Below are 14611 nucleotides of genomic sequence, written 5' to 3' on the forward strand. Positions count from 1 at the left end.
ATAAAGTAAAGATAAAAAAAAAGCCCCGATAAAATCGGAGCTAATTTATATTTTAAGAAAAATTATGCTTTTTCACCTACGATTTCGTATGGTAACTCAACGATAACATCTCTGTGTAATCTAACTGACGCAGTATATTTACCTACACGTTTTACAACACCGCTAGTGATGAATTTTTTCTCAATTGAATGACCGTTAGCTTCTAATGCTTCCACGATGTTAGCGCTAGTAACTGAACCAAACAATTTATCACCACCTGCTTTAGCAGTAATTTTAATTTCTAAAGCTTTTAAAGCTTCAGCTAAAGCTTTTGCATCTGCAACAAGTTTAGCTTCTTTGTGCGCTTTTTGCTTTAAGTTTTCAGCTAAAACTTTTTTAGCAGATGGAGTTGCTAAAATAGCAAAACCTTGAGGAATTAAATAGTTACGACCGTATCCGTTTTTCACAGTTACTACATCGTCTTTAAATCCTAAATTTTGAACGTCTTGTTTTAAGATAAGTTCCATGTTGTTGTCCTTTTAATTAGAAGTTAGCCCGCCAAGAGAGACGAGGCAACAACTATATGTTAATGATTATTTTAATAAATCGGCCACGTATGGCATTAAAGCTAAGTGACGAGCTCTTTTAACAGCTACAGAAACTTTTCTTTGGTATTTTAATGAAGTACCTGTTAAACGTCTTGGTAAAATTTTACCTTGCTCGTTAACGAATTTCAATAAAAAGTCTGCGTCTTTGTAATCGATATATTTGATACCTGATTTTTTGAAACGACAGTATTTTTTAGTTTTGTTTGTATCTATGTTTAAAGGCGTAAGATATCTGATATCTCCGTCTTTTTTCCCTTTTGCAGATTGCTCTAATGTAGACATGATTAGTTTGTTTTAGATTTTAATTTTGCTCTTCTTCTTTCTGCCCAAGAAATTGCATGTTTGTCTAAAGACACAGTTAAGAAACGCATAACACGCTCGTCACGACGGAATTCAGTTTCAAATGCAAGGATAATTTCAGCTGGCGCTTTGAATTCGAATAAGTGATAAAAACCACTTTTTTTGTTTTGAATTTCGTAAGCTAATTTTTTTAAGCCCCAATCTTCTTTCGATACCATCTCAGACCCTTTAGAAGTAAGAAAATCTTCAAACTTGCTAACTGTTTCCTTTATCTGTTGTTCAGATAAAACGGGATTCAAGATGAAAACAGTTTCATAATGATTCATAATCTTTAAATTTATTTGTTATAAAATTGGGTGCAAAAATAATAATTTTATTTGAAATAACAAGCACAATCAATTATTAATTTTTACTTAAAAAAAACTTGTATTATTGTAATAATTATTCTACTTTTAACGTACTATAAAAAATATATGCCCATGAAATTGAATTGTATCGTTGTTGATGATAGTGCTATTCAAAGAATCACCATTACAAAATTGGTTAACGAATCAACATTATTAAACTTAATTGGAGATTTTGCTAATGCCCTTGAGGCTAAAAATTGTATTAACAACAATACGATTGATCTTATTTTTCTTGACATCGAAATGCCATTAATAAACGGATTTGACTTATTAGATGGTTTAAAAACAAAACCTCAAATCATATTTATTACTTCAAAAGCTGATTATGCAGTAAAAGCGTTTGATTATGAAGCTACTGATTTTCTTCAAAAACCTATTTCTAAAGAACGTTTCATTAAAGCCGTAAAAAAAGCTACAGAACTTCATGTTTTACGTTATGAAAATCATGAAGAAACTGGTGATAGCATTGTTATTAAAAGTAATTTAAAGAAACTTAAAGTGTATCTTTCTAAGATAAAATGGATTGAAGCCTATGGCGATTATATCAAAGTAGTTACTGATGACGAAAGTCATCTAGTATTATCAACTATGAAAGGTTTTGAAAAAGAACTTCCTGTTGGTAAATTCATTCGAGTACACAAATCGTACATTATCAATTTAGATAGGGTCGAGAAATTCAATAGTAAGTTTGCTGAAATTGGAACTACTAAAATACCATTAAGCCGAAATAAGAAAGAAGAAATTGTAAAAGCTATCGAAAACGCTTAATACACATCAACATCTACTTTTACCTTAATAGATCGATATTGCGGAACTGCTTCAAAACTCATGAGCACTTTCGCAATATTTTTTTTGGTGTTACCCAAATGTTTCTGAACCGGAATTTTAACCATAATCGTTCGAATATATTCATTACGAATTCTATTAATCGCTGGCTCTTCTGGACCCAAAACAGGCATATCTAAATTTTGAGACAGTACATTATACAACCACATAGAACCTTCTTTCAACTTATCAAAATCGCGATGTTTTAAAGTTAATTTTATCAATCTGAAAAACGGCGGATATTTGAAATTCTGGCGTTCGTAAATTTGTTCTTTATACATTGCTGTATAGTCATTACCCAAAACTTGTTGAATGGTGTTATGATATGGATTATACGTCTGAATCACTACTTTCCCTTTTTTCTCTGAACGCCCTGCTCTACCTGAAACTTGCATCATCATTTGATACGCTCTTTCGTAAGCTCTGAAATTAGGTTGATTTAATAAATTATCAGCATTTAAAATCCCAACTAATGTTACATTATCAAAATCTAAACCTTTGGCTAACATTTGCGTTCCTACCAAAACATCAATTTCTCTATTTTTGAAGGAATCGATTATTTTTTCGAAGCCGAATTTTCCTCGAGTGGTATCTTGATCCATTCTTCCAATATTTTTTTCTGGAAAAAGGGTTTTCAATTCCATTTCAATTTGTTCGGTTCCAAAACCTTTCGAAGTAACATCAACCGATTGGCAACTATGACAATGCGTTGGATTTGCAATCGAATGACCGCAATAATGGCAACGCAATTGATTTTTGAATTTGTAATACGTCAAACTCACATCGCAACTTGGACAATGCGGCACATGACCACACGTCATGCACTCCACATAAGGCGAAAATCCTCTTCGGTTTTGAAACAATATTACTTGTTCGCCTTTTGATAAAGTTTCCCTAATTTCCTCCAACAATTCATCAGAAAAATGCCCCGACATTTTCTTTCTGAAATATTTATCCTTTAAATCGACCAATTTGATTTCAGGCAAAACAACGTTGCCATAGCGCACTTTTAATTCGGTTAAACCGTATTTATTGGATTGCACATTATAATAGGTTTCCAAAGATGGAGTTGCACTTCCTAAAACCACTTTTGCTCCGTGCTGCTTTGCTAAAACTATAGCAGCATCACGGGCATGATATCGTGGTGCTGGATCATGCTGTTTGAAGGTTTGCTCGTGTTCTTCATCCACAATAATACATGCTAAATTGGAAAACGGAAGAAACAAAGCGCTTCGAACTCCAATAACCACTTTTGCTTTTGGAGAATTTTCTAAGACTTGATTCCAAACTTCAATGCGTTCGTTATTGGTATATTTCGAATGAAAAACAGCGACTTCATTTCCGAAATAAGCAGTTAATCGTTGAACTAATTGTGTAGTTAAGGTAATTTCAGGTAACAAAAACAAAACTTGTTTTCCTTCCTTAATATATTGTTCTAAAAGTTTGATGTAAATTTCGGTTTTACCTGAAGCGGTGACGCCGTGTAATAAATTAACATCAAAGGTTTTGAAATTTTCTTGAATACTATCAAAAGCTGCTTGTTGGGCTTCACTTAACGTGAATTGATTATCCTCTTCTTTATCGAATGCGACTCTATCTTGTGCAATGAAATATTCTTCGAAAATCGTTTTATCTACCAAAGATTTTACAATTGCAGCAGAACTTCCTGAAGTTTCAATTAGTTTTTTTACTGAAATTGGTGCTTTTTCACGAGCTTGTAATTGGAAATAATGTAAAACCAATTCGCGTTGTTTTTTGGCTTTAGATAAAACCTCTAACAACTCTGCCAATTGTTCTTGTTGTAAAAAAGATTCATGCAATTTGATGTAGCGGACTAACTTCGGTTTGTATTGCTCCGAAATTTCTTCTTGTAATACTAATGCGCCTTTCGCCAATAATCGATTAATGATTGGGAAAACCGTTTTCTTTCCCAAAATTTTAATCACATCTTGAACCGTAATCGAAGATTGGCTTTTTAAAGCTTCTAAAATTAGATATTCATCATCTTTAAGTTCATCCGAATCGATTTCGGAATTTTCTTTTGCTGAAATAATGGTTTCACTTTCCAAAATATATCCAGAAGGCAATGCACTTCGAAATACTTGACCAAGTGAACACATATAATAAGACGAAATCCATTTCCAATGCTCGATTTGATGAAGATTTACAACAGGTTTTTCATCTAAAATTTGATGAATTTCTTTTGCTTCGTATAATTGAGGAGGCGTATTTGTTTTATCTAACACCAAAGCCGTATAAATCTTCGTTTTTCCAAAAGGAACAGCCACTCGCATTCCAATATGAATGTAGTGAAATTCTGCTTCCGAAACCTGATAAGTAAAGGTTTTAGAAACTGCTAAAGGTAAAACGACTTCGATAAAATACAGCATAGAACAAATATAGTTGGAAAAAGAGAATAGAGAAAAGAAAAAAGAGAAAAGATGTTTGAAAGATGGAAGTTGGAAGCTCGAAGATGGAAGTTTTGTTTACAAAAAAGCGTCCTCAATTGAGAACGCTTCTGTTTGTATTTTTATGATTAAGATTATTTCCCTAACATTTCGTCTTTTAATTCTTTATCAGCAGGTTTGTCGCATAACCAGATTCCGAATAAAGCTTTTTTGAAATCGTGACCATCAATACTTCCTTTTTTAACTCCGTTTTTGTATACAACAACACCTTCGTTAGGAACATTGATGATGATAAAAATATCTCCTTTTTTGATTTCTTCTTTAAAGAAACCTTTGAATTTATCAATTTTAGCTTTTAATGGAGTAGTTTTCTTTCCTGTAGCATTTTCGAAACCTTCATTAATAGCCGAAATCATTTTATCAGAGGTAATTAAACCTGATACAATGTTTAATTTAATGGCAGCTCCTTCTTTGCTGTTCATAATTTCGTTGGCATTAGTACTCTTTTTTTCTAAATACAAAGCACCTACGTACATGTCCATAAACATTTTAACACGAGTTCCAGCTCCATTTAAAACTAAAGATTGACCTTCTAAATTTAATTTCGCATCAACTTTAACTCCTGAAACTGTTTTTTGTGCATTTACTGTAAACACAGTTACAATCAACATTAAAAATGTAATCACTTGTTTTCTCATAATCTAATTTTTTAAGTTTGGTTAAATATATAAATTTTTTCTTTTCAATTTTGAAATTGTTGCATTTAATTCGAAACCTAGTAACAAAACCATGCAGTTTATCCAAATATAAAACATCAGTACAAGAAGCGTACCAATTGAACCATAGAGCTCGTTGTACTTAGCAAATTTAGTTACATAAATTCCGAAAATATAAGAAGACAATATTATTAAAATTGTGGTAAATACAGCACCATAGCTAATAAAAGATATAGAAGAAGTTTCTTTTGCTCCGAATTTATATAGTATGGAAGTAGTAATTAAAATCATTAAAAGAATGAATCCGTATCTACTCCATTCAATTAATGCTATATCCGTTACTTCACCAAAAAGATTAATTTTTTGAATCATTACTTCAGCAACTACAATCGCAGCAACCGTGATTAGCAAAATCATCGACAACACTAAAGAAATGGCTAATGAAATAAAATATTGTCTGAAAAAACCTCTGGTAATAGTAATGTGGGCCGACATTTCAAATCCGCCTAAAATGGCATTAATTCCGTTAGTCATCAACAAAATAGACAAAATAAAACCTGATGAAAGTAAGCCTTGGTGACTAGTTTCCATAATATCTTTCAAAATAGCTTCAATAGCTTCGTAAGTATTGGGTGGAACTCCTTCTTCCACAAACTCTAAAAAATCGGCTTGGAAATTTTCCAAAGGGATAAACGGAATTAAATTCAAGATAAATAAAGCAAACGGAAATAATGCCATGAAGAAACTAAACGCAATTGCACTTGCTCTATATGAAAAAGCACCTTTGAAAATTCCCAAAACATAAAGCTCTAAAATATCATAAAGCGATAAACCTTCTAACGTTTTTAGTTTTATGGCTTTTGTAAGCGAAACTAATTGTCTTACAAGAGGAATTTTATTGAGTTTATTTTCTATTTCTTCTGACATACATTATATTGCTTTTAGGCTTAAATCCATATTGTAAACTGAATGTGTTAAAGCACCTGAAGAAATATAATTGACGCCACATTCAGCATAATGACGAATGGTTTTTTCATTGATATTTCCTGACGATTCTGTCAAAGATTGATTTCCAATCATGGCTACCGCTTTCTTCGTAGTTTCGTAATCGAAATTGTCTAATAAAATTCGGTAAACGCCGCCAGCATCTAAAATTTGTTGCACTTCGTCTAAATTTCTGGCTTCTACAATGATTTTTAAATCTTTGTTATTATCAATTAAATATTGCTTTGTCTTTGCAATCGCTTGCGGAATTCCTCCAGCAAAATCGTTGTGATTGTCTTTCAACATAATCATATCGTACAATGCAAAACGATGATTTTCACCACCTCCGATTTTTACCGCCCATTTTTCGATGGCACGAATCCCTGGTGTGGTTTTTCTAGTATCTAAAATTTTAGTTTTTGTACCTTCTAGCAAATCAACAAACATTTTGGTTTTTGTTGCGATGGCGCTCATTCGTTGCATCGAATTCAACACCAAACGCTCTGCTTTTAAAATAGATTGTGAACTTCCTGAAACATGAAAAACAACATCACCATATTTTACTCTTTCACCATCATTGATAAAAGTTTCCACTTTCATGTCTTTATCCACATAATGAAAAATCATTTTAGCGAATTCTACTCCTGCGATAATCCCTTCATCTTTAACTAATAACTTCGCTTTTCCTTGTGCTGAAACTGGAATACAAGCTAACGAACTATGGTCGCCATCTCCAACATCTTCGCGAATGGCATTGCTAATGATTAATTCTAATTCTTTTTGAAATTGCGCTTCTGAAATCATGATTTATTAATTGAATTGCTAATGTAAGAAATCCTTTGAAGTTTAAAAAATATTGAGCTCTTAAAAACAAAAAACTCCCAGATAAATCTGAGAGTTTCTTTATGATTGAATTTTAAATTCGATTAAGATAAAGCTGCTTTTACTTGGTCAGCTGCTTCTTGGAATTGTACTGCAGATAAAATTGGCATACCAGAATTATCGATTAATTCTTTAGCGATTTCTGCATTTGTTCCTTGTAAACGAACGATGATTGGCACTTTAATAGCGTCACCCATGTTTTTGTAAGCATCAACAACACCTTGAGCAACACGGTCACAACGAACGATTCCACCAAAAATGTTAATTAAAATAGCTTTTACGTTTGGATCTTTTAAGATGATACGGAAAGCCGTTTCCACACGTTTCGCATCAGCAGTTCCACCTACGTCTAAGAAGTTAGCTGGCTCAAAACCTGCATACTTAATTAAGTCCATAGTAGCCATTGCTAAACCAGCTCCGTTTACCATACAACCTACAGTTCCATCTAAATCAACGTAGTTTAATCCTACTTCTTTAGCTTCTACTTCGATTGGGTTTTCTTCTCTAACGTCTCTCATTTCAGCATATTTTGCTTGTCTGAATAAAGCGTTATCGTCGATATTTACTTTAGCATCAACTGCTAAGATTTTATTGTCAGATGTTTTTAATACTGGGTTGATTTCAAACATAGATGAATCAGAACCGATATAAGCTTTGTATAAAGCATCGATAAATTTCACCATTTCTTTGAAAGCTTCACCAGATAAACCTAAATTGAAAGCAATTTTTCTAGCTTGGAAACCTTGTAATCCGTAAGCAGGATCAATTTCTTCTGTAAAAATTAAATGTGGAGTGTGCTCAGCTACTTCTTCGATATCCATTCCACCTTCAGTAGAATACATAATCATATTACGACCCGTAGCTCTGTTTAATAACACAGAAACATAGAATTCAGAAGTTTCGCTTTCACCAGGATAATAAACATCTTCAGCAATTAATACTTTGTGAACCGTTTTTCCTTCTGGTGGAGTTTGTGGGGTAATTAACTGCATTCCGATGATTTGCTCAGAAATTTCAGTTACTTGGTCTAAGTTTTTAGCTAACTTAACTCCTCCTCCTTTTCCTCTACCTCCAGCATGGATTTGTGCTTTTACTACGTACCAACTTGTACCTGTTTCAGCAGTTAATTGTTTTGCTGCAGCTACCGCCTCAACTGGATTGTTTGCAACAATACCACGTTGAACACGTACTCCATAACTAGCTAGGATTTCTTTACCCTGATATTCGTGTATGTTCATAATTGTTATGCGTTTATCTTGTTTAAAAAAGTGCCACAAAAATAGCAAAGTAATTTTTAATGCACTAACTTTTTTTCGTTTAATTTGGGAATTTGATATACATAATCTTATTAAAACTGCAACTCTAAAAAAACACAAATGTTACAAATAAAACATTTTGTTATATTTTGTTAATAATTGTTTTAAAAATTGCATGAAGTAAATATTGAATTAATTTTGCATCAAATTAAATCAAAAATGAAACCAGAAGTATTACAACAATTAGCAACAGAATTTGGGAGTCCTTTATATGTTTACGATGCGGAAAAAATTGCCATTCAATACAACCGATTACAAAACGCCTTTAGCAAAGTAGAACGTTTTAAGGTGCATTATGCCGTTAAAGCTTTATCGAATGTTTCTGTTTTGAAATACTTAAAAAGTTTAGGTTCTGGATTGGATACGGTTTCTTTGCAAGAAGTGCAATTGGGATTACATGCAGGAGTTGAGCCGAAAGATATCATTTACACTCCAAATGGTGTTTCGATGGAAGAAATTGAAGAAGTAGCGCAATTAGGTGTGCAAATTAACATTGATAATTTATCGATTTTAGAGCAATTTGGTACAAAACACCCAACAATTCCAGTTTGTATTCGAATTAATCCTCATGTAATGGCAGGCGGAAATGCGAATATTTCGGTAGGGCATATTGATAGTAAATTCGGTATTTCGATTCATCAATTGCCTCATATTTTGAGAATTATTGAAAATACGAAAATGCACATCAACGGAATCCATATGCATACGGGTTCGGATATTTTAGATGTAGAAGTATTTTTATATGCAGCCGAAATTTTATTCGAAACGGCTAAAAATTTCCCAGAACTGGATTTTATTGATTTTGGAAGTGGATTTAAAGTACCATACAAAAAAGGAGATATTGAAACTAATGTAGAAGAATTTGGAAGAAAATTAACGAAACGTTTTTTAGCCTTCGAAAAAGAATATGGTCGCCCATTAACTTTAGCGTTTGAACCAGGAAAATTCTTGGTAAGCGAAGCGGGTTATTTCTTAGCGAAAGTAAATGTAGTAAAACAAACTACCTCAACAGTTTTTGCTGGAATTGACTCAGGATTCAATCATTTGATACGTCCAATGTTATATGGTGCGCAACATCATATTGAAAATATTTCTAACCCAAAAGGAAAAGAACGTTACTACTCGGTAGTAGGTTATATCTGTGAAACCGACACTTTTGCAAGTAACCGAAGAATTACTGAAATTCACGAAGGTGATATTTTATGTTTTAGAAATGCCGGTGCTTATTGCTTTTCAATGGCATCTAACTACAACTCACGACTAAAACCAGCGGAAGTACTTTGGAAAGACGGAAAAGGACACTTAATCAGAGAACGCGAAACGTTTGATGATATTTTGAAAAATCAAGTGATGATTGAAGTGTAAACACGAATTTCACGAATTAGCACGAATGAAAAAGCATCAAATTTTAGTTTGATGCTTTTTTGTTATTTTTCTAAAACCTCCAACAAAACTTTACCACCAGAACTATTTGGCATGGTAATTTTCAGCATTTGGGTAACTGTTGGAGCAATTTGTGTGATTTCTTTTCTATCGTGAGTTTGACCTTTTTTGATGTTCCAGCCAAAGAAAATTAAGGGTACATGCGTATCATAAGAATAAGGCGAACCATGCGTTGTTCCGGTTGAAGAATATTCTACATAACCTGGTTTAAAAATCATGATAAGTTCCCCGTTTTGTGTTGGGTCGTAGCCTTTTGTGATGAAGTCTAAATAATAATCACTTGGATTTCCGTTGGTAATTTCTTCTTCGGTGTAAACTCGTTTGATGTAGTCTTGTTTGTGTAAATAATCTTTGAAGGTTTGTTTTACATCTTGTAAATTCAAGCCTTTTGCTTTTACTTTTGCTTTATCGAAAAACACATTGTAATTTGAGTAATCTAATACTAAGTTTTCACCAAAAGTAGTTTCCGAAAACTCTTTTAAGTCTTTCTGGATGTTTTTATAATTGATGTTATCTACTTTGTATTTATTGTCTTTCAAATAGGTTACATTCTCAGCTCCAGCGTGATCTGCCGTTAAGAAAACCATATAATTTCCTTTTCCAACCGTTTTGTCTAAGTAAGCTAAGAAATCAGCAATCGTTTCATCTAAACGTAAATAAGTGTCTTGTAATTCTATTGAACGTGGTCCTAAAACATGTCCGATATAATCCGTTGAAGAGAAACTTACGGCAAGAAAATCGGTGATGTTGTCTTTTCCTAAATTTTCGCTTTCAATGGCTTTTTTAGCAAAATCGGCTAATAAATTATTTCCATAAGGCGTTGAACGAAGAATTCCAGCATCGTTTGCATCATACATATCTTGTAAATTGTATGGCATAAACGGCGCTTTTTTATACAATTTTCCTTCGTATGGATTGTTATCAGTTAAACTTTCGTTATAGGTTTCTTTTGGTTTTAGTAAATCCCAACCTTTGGTTACATATTTCAAATAATTTTTCTCAGCATTGAATTGCGTTGCCCAATCTGGAAGTTTTTCTCCGTAATAAGTACTCGAAATAAACGCACCTGTTTTACTATACCAAAAGGCCCAATCCGCAAAATGCCCTGCTGGAAGAATCGCGCCTCTATCTTTGATACTGATTCCGATAACTTTTCCTTTAAAATTGGTTGATAACTTCAATTCGTCAGTAATCGTAGAACTTTGCAAGTTTCTTGGCGACATTTTACCTTCTTTTTTGGAATCATCACCAATAGTTGAAACCGTTTCGTCATCGGTACAATACATTTCTTTTCCTGTTGCTTTATTGAACCATTCGTTACCTACAATTCCGTGAACAGCAGGAGTAGTTCCAGTGTATACAGAAGCATGACCAGGTGCGGTATAAGTTGGCATGTAGTTATAATGAGTATTATTGAAAGTGTATCCTTCTTTCATTAATCGCTTGAAACCATTCTCGGAAAAATCGTTTGAAAAACGGTATAAATATTCCATTTTCATTTGGTCTACTACAATTCCTACTACTAATTTAGGTCTATCTTGTGCTGAAATTAGCGAAGAAACAAGTAATACTGATACAACTAAGGCTTTTTTCATTTTAAAACTATTTTATACAAAAGTACGTTTTTGATGTAAATGGAATGTTAATAAATATAAAAATGACTTTTTATTGCATTTAATAAAAAGTCATTTTAAATATAATTTAGAATTATTTCTTCTTTGCAGGCTTATCTTCAAGAACTGTCATATTATAAGCAATAATCATATCTTCATAGGTAATGTACAATTGATTTCTACCTCCTTGTTTCTTTCTGGTGTATATCGCTAAAGTACATTCTACTCCGTTATTATCCACACAATTGAATTTTACTACATCATCATCACCAATCGTTTCTTGGTTTCCATATTTCATAATAGAAAACAGCTGAAGTACTTCTGAATAAACCACAATTCTGTGACTTTCCATATCTAACAAAACCGTCATTTCTGATTTTTGCAATTTAGACCAATCGCTCCAATTTCCTTTTTTGTCTTTCTGACTTACCATATAACCAGAAGTTTTAAAATTAAACTTTTGAGCATAAGATGTAGCCGATGCAAAAAACAAAAACAATAGTATGTATTTTAAACTCTTCATTTCGTTGTTATATTAAAATTCAAAGGTAGTAACCTCTTTTTTAGCCAAGTTAAATTCGGCTATGATATTATCAACAATAGTTTCAACAGGTAAAATATCGTGAATTAATCCTGCAATTTGACCAATTTCTAATTCGCCTTCTACTAAATCACCTTCAAACATTCCTCTTTTAGCTCTTCTTTTTCCTAGTAAATTCTCTAAATCTTCTTTTGACGGACATTTGGTATACAATTCCTGAACATCGTTGTAAAATTTATTCTTGATTAATCGAACGGGTGCCAATTCTTTTAACGTTAATTGCGTATCACCTTCACCTGTTTCAACAATTGTTCGCTTGAATTCATCATGGGCCGAACTTTCCGTTGAAGCAGCAAAGCGACTTCCCATCTGAACGCCATCGGCACCTAACGTCATAGCGGCTAGCATTCCTCTACCGGTTGCGATTCCTCCTGCGGCTATTAATGGAATTGAAATTTGTTCGCGCACCATTGGAATTAAAGTTAACGTTGTCGTTTCCTCTCTTCCATTGTGTCCGCCGGCTTCAAAACCTTCCGCAACCACTGCATCTACTCCCGCTTCTTGTGCTTTTAATGCAAATTTTGAACTACTTACCACATGAACTACTGTAATGCCGTTCTCTTTCAAGAATGGTGTCCAAGTTTTTGGATTTCCTGCCGAAGTAAAAACAATTTTCACACCTTCTTCTTTCAGAATTTGCATGATTTCTTCAATGTTAGGATACAACATTGGAACGTTTACTCCGAATGGTTTATCGGTTGCTTTTTTACATTTTTGAATGTGTTCTCTTAACACTTCTGGATACATGGATCCAGCACCAATTAAACCTAATCCGCCTGCATTACTAACAGCACTTGCTAATTTATAACCACTGTTCCAAATCATTCCACCTTGAATAATAGGATATTTTATGTTAAAGAGTTGGGTAATTTTATTCATTATAATTTCAGTACTTTTCCTTGAGATGTTTTATTTTTAGTTTTCAATTGGTAAAAATACAAACCTGATGCCAAATTATCTAACGATATTGTTGAATTTGTATCAGAAATTGAAAACGATACCACTTGTTGCCCAATATTATTGAACAATACAAATTGACTTGGAGTTTCTGAATTAGGAATTATAATCGTAAGTCTGTCTTGCACTGGATTTGGATATAACAAAACAAAATCATTTTCATAATTGTTAGTTGATAAAGCATTTGTAAGAGCCAATTGAAAATCGGGCACGCCATATCCTTTATAAATTGTAGGATTATTATACAAATCAGCCGATTGCTTAACAAATTGAACAACTTGAGCATTTGTCATGTTAGGAACAGCCGACCAAAAAGAGGCAACCATTCCTGCCATTATAGGACTTGAGAATGAAGTTCCACTTGCGGTTGTAATTCCTCCAGAAGTATTACTTACCGTAGCACTTAAACCCTTAGCACAAACATCAGGTTTTACTCTACCATCTGAAGAAGGTCCGATAGAACTAAAAGAAACATAATTTTCAGAAGCATCAACCGCTCCAATAGTTAAAGTTGTACTTGCATCCGCAGGAGTTGCAATATGAGGATTTGCTGAATTTCCAGAATTTCCTGCACTTGTTACACAAATCATACCTTTTGAAAAAGCCATATCTGCTCCTCTTGAAATAAATGCTTTCGTTCCATTCATATCAGCATAGGTATAACTATAATTAGGATTATCGTATGTAAAATATCCTAAAGAGGTATTTATAACATCAACTCCCAAACTATCTGCCATTTCTGCTGCTTCCACCCAATACGATTCTTCAACAGGATTTTCTGAATTGACATCTTCGGTAATAAATAAATAATATTGAGCATCAGGAGCAGTTCCAACTAATTGATTATCTACATAACCACCCATACAAGACAATACATTTGTTCCATGAGAACCTCTTGTATAAAAAGAGGTATTTCTATCAGGAAAATTATAACCTCCTAAAATTTGATTATTGTCACGTAAACGTTGGAAAGTACTTGCGGTATCAACTCCTGGAAAACCAGCATCCATAACAGCAATCATTTTACCTTGTCCAGTATAATTTTGTTGGTGCAACAAATGCCCGTTTAACATTTGTATTTGATTTGAAGATTCTCCGTAATTGTAATCTACCAAAACTTCAAGTTGCTTATTGACAGCTTGTAAATTGTTAGTTGATGAATTAGAACTTGATCTTAAGTTTAAATTTCTATCAGCAAATTCAATTCGATTTACAAAAGGCAAACTATTTAGCGCTTGTATATCTGACTGTGAACCTCTAATATGTAAAGCATTTAACCATTTTGATTTTGCCATCACTGTAATTCCGTTTGAAGCAACTACTTGGTCAATATAATTTTGGGAAACAGGTACATCAGTATTATTTAAAGCGATTCCCTGTATCGTTCTTCTGTCTAAAGAACGTTGGGTTAACATTTGCAAAGGGTTATTCAAATAAAAAACCGCATCTGGTTTATCATTGAAATACACCCAAGCATCTTGTTGAGAAAAGCAAAAATTAAAAACCAATAATGTAAAAAGTAGTAATTTCTTCATAGAATTAGGGTTTACAAACCAAATTTAGTAATTTTTA

Annotated in this window: 14 protein-coding genes; 2 read left to right on the top strand and 12 right to left on the bottom strand. The window is 33.1% G+C overall.

The features are described from left to right. Nucleotides 1-62: 62 nt before the first annotated feature. The 3 genes from rplI to rpsF form a co-directional block, all read right to left on the bottom strand. The gene (gene rplI / locus Q0075_RS09270) at nucleotides 63-506 is read right to left on the bottom strand and encodes a 50S ribosomal protein L9 (RefSeq protein WP_194096150.1); all 444 of its coding nucleotides are present in this window, start codon (nucleotides 504-506) and stop codon (nucleotides 63-65) included. Between the two features lie 66 nt (nucleotides 507-572). Further along, entirely contained in the window at nucleotides 573-869 is a 297-nt protein-coding gene (gene rpsR, locus Q0075_RS09275; protein ID WP_008253655.1) for a 30S ribosomal protein S18, read from the bottom strand. Between the two features lie 2 nt (nucleotides 870-871). Next, complete coding sequence (gene rpsF / locus Q0075_RS09280) at nucleotides 872-1213, bottom strand: 30S ribosomal protein S6 (protein WP_297869276.1); 342 nt, start codon at nucleotides 1211-1213, stop codon at nucleotides 872-874. A 153-nt stretch (nucleotides 1214-1366) separates the two neighbouring features. Between rpsF and Q0075_RS09285 the strand changes: the two genes are divergently transcribed. Then, nucleotides 1367-2062 carry a LytTR family DNA-binding domain-containing protein gene (locus tag Q0075_RS09285; protein WP_297869277.1) on the top strand — a complete coding sequence of 232 codons (696 nt, stop codon included), beginning with the start codon at nucleotides 1367-1369 and terminating at the stop codon, nucleotides 2060-2062. On the opposite strand, the gene priA is transcribed toward Q0075_RS09285, so the two are convergent. The 5 genes from priA to sucC form a co-directional block, all read right to left on the bottom strand. After that, a complete protein-coding gene (gene priA / locus Q0075_RS09290; protein ID WP_297869278.1) occupies nucleotides 2059-4509 on the bottom strand; it encodes a primosomal protein N' in 2451 nt (816 codons plus the stop codon). The genes Q0075_RS09285 and priA overlap by 4 nt on opposite strands. Before the next feature lie 152 nt (nucleotides 4510-4661). Then, nucleotides 4662-5225: a chalcone isomerase family protein gene (locus tag Q0075_RS09295; RefSeq protein WP_297869279.1), complete on the bottom strand. Its 564-nt coding sequence runs from the start codon at nucleotides 5223-5225 to the stop codon at nucleotides 4662-4664. A gap of 21 nt (nucleotides 5226-5246) precedes the next feature. Continuing rightward, the gene (locus Q0075_RS09300) at nucleotides 5247-6170 is read right to left on the bottom strand and encodes a YihY/virulence factor BrkB family protein (RefSeq protein ID WP_297869280.1); all 924 of its coding nucleotides are present in this window, start codon (nucleotides 6168-6170) and stop codon (nucleotides 5247-5249) included. A gap of 3 nt (nucleotides 6171-6173) precedes the next feature. Continuing rightward, nucleotides 6174-7031: a carboxylating nicotinate-nucleotide diphosphorylase gene (gene nadC / locus Q0075_RS09305; RefSeq protein ID WP_297869281.1), complete on the bottom strand. Its 858-nt coding sequence runs from the start codon at nucleotides 7029-7031 to the stop codon at nucleotides 6174-6176. A 122-nt stretch (nucleotides 7032-7153) separates the two neighbouring features. Then, nucleotides 7154-8347, bottom strand: coding sequence for an ADP-forming succinate--CoA ligase subunit beta (sucC, locus tag Q0075_RS09310; protein ID WP_026726609.1), 1194 nt, complete (start codon nucleotides 8345-8347; stop codon nucleotides 7154-7156). Nucleotides 8348-8584: 237 nt separating this feature from the next. On the opposite strand from sucC, the gene lysA reads away from it, so the two are divergent. Continuing rightward, the gene (gene lysA / locus Q0075_RS09315) at nucleotides 8585-9790 is read left to right on the top strand and encodes a diaminopimelate decarboxylase (RefSeq protein WP_297869282.1); all 1206 of its coding nucleotides are present in this window, start codon (nucleotides 8585-8587) and stop codon (nucleotides 9788-9790) included. 62 nt (nucleotides 9791-9852) lie between these two features. Here lysA and pafA read toward each other — a convergent pair whose 3' ends face one another. The 4 genes from pafA to Q0075_RS09335 form a co-directional block, all read right to left on the bottom strand. Continuing rightward, complete coding sequence (pafA, locus tag Q0075_RS09320; RefSeq protein WP_297869283.1) at nucleotides 9853-11463, bottom strand: alkaline phosphatase PafA; 1611 nt, start codon at nucleotides 11461-11463, stop codon at nucleotides 9853-9855. A gap of 112 nt (nucleotides 11464-11575) precedes the next feature. Next, nucleotides 11576-12004, bottom strand: a complete 429-nt coding sequence (locus tag Q0075_RS09325; protein ID WP_297869284.1) for a hypothetical protein — start codon at nucleotides 12002-12004, stop codon at nucleotides 11576-11578. Nucleotides 12005-12016: 12 nt separating this feature from the next. Beyond that, nucleotides 12017-12961 carry a nitronate monooxygenase gene (locus Q0075_RS09330; protein WP_297869285.1) on the bottom strand — a complete coding sequence of 315 codons (945 nt, stop codon included), beginning with the start codon at nucleotides 12959-12961 and terminating at the stop codon, nucleotides 12017-12019. Continuing rightward, nucleotides 12961-14574: a S8 family serine peptidase gene (locus Q0075_RS09335; protein ID WP_297869286.1), complete on the bottom strand. Its 1614-nt coding sequence runs from the start codon at nucleotides 14572-14574 to the stop codon at nucleotides 12961-12963. Before Q0075_RS09335 ends, Q0075_RS09330 begins: the two co-directional genes overlap by 1 nt. Nucleotides 14575-14611: the final 37 nt, after the last annotated feature.

The sequence above is a fragment of the uncultured Flavobacterium sp. genome (assembly GCF_937967675.1).
Taxonomy (GTDB): domain Bacteria; phylum Bacteroidota; class Bacteroidia; order Flavobacteriales; family Flavobacteriaceae; genus Flavobacterium.

Bases quoted from the DNA above. Each gene is read 5' to 3' on its own strand.
- rplI (WP_194096150.1), bottom strand. From the start codon at position 506: ATGGAACTTATCTTAAAACAAGACGTTCAAAATTTAGGATTTAAAGAC.
- rpsR (WP_008253655.1), bottom strand. From the start codon at position 869: ATGTCTACATTAGAGCAATCTGCAAAAGGGAAAAAAGACGGAGATATC.
- rpsF (WP_297869276.1), bottom strand. From the start codon at position 1,213: ATGAATCATTATGAAACTGTTTTCATCTTGAATCCCGTTTTATCTGAA.
- Q0075_RS09285 (WP_297869277.1), top strand. From the start codon at position 1,367: ATGAAATTGAATTGTATCGTTGTTGATGATAGTGCTATTCAAAGAATC.
- priA (WP_297869278.1), bottom strand. From the start codon at position 4,509: ATGCTGTATTTTATCGAAGTCGTTTTACCTTTAGCAGTTTCTAAAACC.
- Q0075_RS09295 (WP_297869279.1), bottom strand. From the start codon at position 5,225: ATGAGAAAACAAGTGATTACATTTTTAATGTTGATTGTAACTGTGTTT.
- Q0075_RS09300 (WP_297869280.1), bottom strand. From the start codon at position 6,170: ATGTCAGAAGAAATAGAAAATAAACTCAATAAAATTCCTCTTGTAAGA.
- nadC (WP_297869281.1), bottom strand. From the start codon at position 7,031: ATGATTTCAGAAGCGCAATTTCAAAAAGAATTAGAATTAATCATTAGC.
- sucC (WP_026726609.1), bottom strand. From the start codon at position 8,347: ATGAACATACACGAATATCAGGGTAAAGAAATCCTAGCTAGTTATGGA.
- lysA (WP_297869282.1), top strand. From the start codon at position 8,585: ATGAAACCAGAAGTATTACAACAATTAGCAACAGAATTTGGGAGTCCT.
- pafA (WP_297869283.1), bottom strand. From the start codon at position 11,463: ATGAAAAAAGCCTTAGTTGTATCAGTATTACTTGTTTCTTCGCTAATT.
- Q0075_RS09325 (WP_297869284.1), bottom strand. From the start codon at position 12,004: ATGAAGAGTTTAAAATACATACTATTGTTTTTGTTTTTTGCATCGGCT.
- Q0075_RS09330 (WP_297869285.1), bottom strand. From the start codon at position 12,961: ATGAATAAAATTACCCAACTCTTTAACATAAAATATCCTATTATTCAA.
- Q0075_RS09335 (WP_297869286.1), bottom strand. From the start codon at position 14,574: ATGAAGAAATTACTACTTTTTACATTATTGGTTTTTAATTTTTGCTTT.